This window comes from Ehrlichia minasensis, from assembly GCF_004181775.1.
GTDB classification, from domain to species: Bacteria; Pseudomonadota; Alphaproteobacteria; order Rickettsiales; family Anaplasmataceae; genus Ehrlichia; species Ehrlichia minasensis.
The window spans coordinates 1-3,039 of the sequence record NZ_QOHL01000045.1; the positions used below are offsets into that span (position 1 = coordinate 1).

Below are 3,039 nucleotides of genomic sequence, written 5' to 3' on the forward strand. Positions count from 1 at the left end.
TTGATCCATCAGGTAATAGAGCAGGAATACCTTTAAATTTATTGTCTACTACTCTGTGAAAGTGTCCACCTGCAAAAACAGAAACTCTTGAGTTTACAGTATAGTTAAAACCTAACTTCCCTTGATAAGAGATTTTGTTGTGTGTAGTTTCAAACATGGATATTGCATCAGTACCAATACCTGCACATATGTAAGGTGAAAAAGGCATTCTTTCAGTTGTGATATCATAACATGCGTTTAACATGAATGAAACGTCAAGTAACCCTTCATTTTTCAGAAGCACAAAATTACCAGATTTTGCAGTGTACCAAGTTCCACTCTTTCCTTCGTTGCATTCATGTTTTTGATGTGATAAAGCACAATATTTGTGAGAATCATTTGCATAATTATTTCCTGGATTTTTAAGATCAAATGTTTCATATGATACTTCTAGTTCTATTCTTGAGTTACCTATTGAGTAGCCAATAGCTCCTGCAAATCCTAAAAATGGGTTGTTTTGATATTTGTATGAATAATTCTGAACCTTGAAATTATATTGTGTACTAGCATCTCTTAGATCATTACTTGTTTTGCGTTGATCTAATCCAACCAATAAATCTGTTGAGCTTTGCTCTTCTTTAGCTGCAAAAGTTCCAAAATGTGATGCTGTCGGCATATACTTTCCGCTAATGTAGAAGTTGTGTACTATACTATTAGCATTGACTGGATTAGAAAAAAATATACAGTGCATAAACGAAATTAGTGCTGTTAATGCGGTTGCTGTGAAAGTTGTTTTGTATTTCATATTTACACCAGAAACAGTAAAAACAAATTAACGATAGTAAAATTGCAAGCTGAAAACAAGTTAAACAGTATACTTTAGTGCTAAGCGTTAGCGGTTTTGGTAATAAAAATTCAATATATTATTATAAATAAACCTATCAGCAATTTCAGATTTGCTGTTTTCTATTTATAATAAAAGCAGATTTAGATTAGGTATGATGGTAAAATCAAAAGTTAACACTATACCCAAGCTCTAACCCAAAATAACATACACTTAGTTCTACTATTGCAAACTGATCATCTGGAAGTAGTCCTGCAACAGCTAGTAGAGCAGGAACTCTGAATTTATTGTCATAAACCTTATGAAAGTACAAGCCTGTAAAAATGGCACTTTCTGGATTTATTGGATAATTAAAACCTAATTTTCCTTGATAAGCAGCTTTACTGTGTATAGTTTCAAACATAAATATTAAATCAGTGCCAATACCTGCACATATGTAAGGTGAAAAAGGCATTCTTTCAGTTGTAATATCATAACATGCATTTAACATGAGTGAGATGTCACTTAATCCATCATTCTTTAGGAAAACAAATTTTCCACTTGCAATGCTTGTGATTGGTGTGCCATGATATAAGGCACAATATTTATGTCCATCATTTTTAAACCTGTCTCCTGGGTTTTGTACATCAAATGTTTCATACAGTACTTCAAACTCTATTCTTGGACCACCCATTGAATAACCAATTACTCCTGCAAATCCTAAAAATGGATTGTTTTCATATTTAAATGAGTAGTTTGGAATTTCAAAGATTTCGTGATTAGCATCAGTGATCATGCTACCGCCCCATGATTCTTTTATCCCAAAAATTTGAGTTGTTACATGCTTTTCTTCTTTAGCTGAGAAGTTACCAAAATGTGAAACACTTGGTACATATTTTCCACTAACATAAAAGTTTCCTAGAGTATTTTCTTTGTGTATTGGTTTAGAAAAAGATATGCCAGGTAGAAGCATTGTTAATGATATTAATGTAGTTGTTATAAGCATTTTTTTACAGGTCATATTATTCCTGGAATAGTAGTAGTAAATAAAAAATAGTAGAAGTATGAAATGAGTACAAGTTAGAGTATAACTTTTTATATAAAATACAGATGATTTTTTTAAGAGAAATTTAATATATTTTGTTATTTGCATGTAAAAGAAAGATAGCTTTAATTACGTAGTATATACTATAAGTGTACTTTCACAGCATAGTTAAAGAAGCATATTTGTGACACAATAATACGTATAAAGGCATAAGGGAAAACTTGAAATAACTTCACATTTTCCCTATGATATGAATTGCTAAAATTTTCTTTGTTACTATTTATAGGTGTAACAAGAAATAAGTTAGAAGGTGAACCTCATTCCAATTTCTCCACCGAAGTATCCAGCGTCAAGAGTTACTGAGGCAGATGTGGTTTGAGGAGCATCTTGTAATACTACAGGAGTTATTACAGGTATTTTTTCAAATTTGTTGCCAATAACACCGTGGTAGTATCCACCAATGAATGCAGAAACTTCTGGTGTAATAGGATAACTAATACCTATTTTTCCTTGGTAAGCAAATTTTAGGTTAAGGTCTTTAAAAATAGTGATAAGATCTGCTCCAATACCTGCACATGCATATGGTACAAAAGGTACTCCTTCAGCTGTAATGTCATAGCAAGTATTAACCATCAATGACATAAAGGTTATACCTTCATTTTTTAGTACTACGTATTGTTTATCTTCCATTACATCTTTACGGGATAACGCAAAATGTTTATAGTATTCGCCATTATCAGTATCATTGTTGTCAGTGTTTTTTGGATTAAATTGTTGATATGCAGCTTCAAGTTCTATTCTTGGTCCATCCATAGAATAACCAATACTTCCTGAAAATCCTGATATTAAGTTGTTTTGAAAATCAATACCTGGAGCTGCTCTAGTAAAATCTTCTTTTTTTGTTATATCGCCATCTTTCTTTAATCCGAAAACTTTTTTAGTGAGAGAGTTTGTTCCATTAATAGGAGTTTCTTCAGCAGAGAATTTTCTAAAGTGGGATATGCTTGGGTTGTACCTTGCACTAATGTAGAAGCCTTCTTTGTTATCATTAGTTCTTAAAGCTACAGGATCTGCAAAGGACTGATATGGTAAGATTGACATTAATGAAATTAATGCGCTTCTTACTAGAATTTTCTTATAATTCATGTTAATAAACCTTTTATAAAAGATAATAAAAGTTTAAGAATAATAA

3 protein-coding genes are annotated in these 3,039 nt (G+C 31.6%); all 3 read right to left on the reverse strand.

Going from position 1 to position 3,039, the window contains the following annotated elements:
• A partial coding sequence (locus tag DRF75_RS04935; RefSeq protein WP_129992769.1) for a P44/Msp2 family outer membrane protein occupies positions 1 to 784 on the reverse strand: 784 nt, incomplete at its 3' end.
• A 205-nt stretch (positions 785 to 989) separates the two neighbouring features.
• Complete coding sequence (locus DRF75_RS04940; protein ID WP_129992770.1) at positions 990 to 1,823, reverse strand: P44/Msp2 family outer membrane protein; 834 nt, start codon at positions 1,821 to 1,823, stop codon at positions 990 to 992.
• Between the two features lie 327 nt (positions 1,824 to 2,150).
• A complete protein-coding gene (locus DRF75_RS04945) occupies positions 2,151 to 2,993 on the reverse strand; it encodes a P44/Msp2 family outer membrane protein (RefSeq protein WP_129992771.1) in 843 nt (280 codons plus the stop codon).
• Positions 2,994 to 3,039 lie beyond the last annotated feature (46 nt).

What these genes read in the sequence shown, in the direction of transcription:
- DRF75_RS04940 (WP_129992770.1), bottom strand. Translation starts at nt 1,823, where the DNA reads ATGACCTGTAAAAAAATGCTTATAACAACTACATTAATATCATTAACA.
- DRF75_RS04945 (WP_129992771.1), bottom strand. Translation starts at nt 2,993, where the DNA reads ATGAATTATAAGAAAATTCTAGTAAGAAGCGCATTAATTTCATTAATG.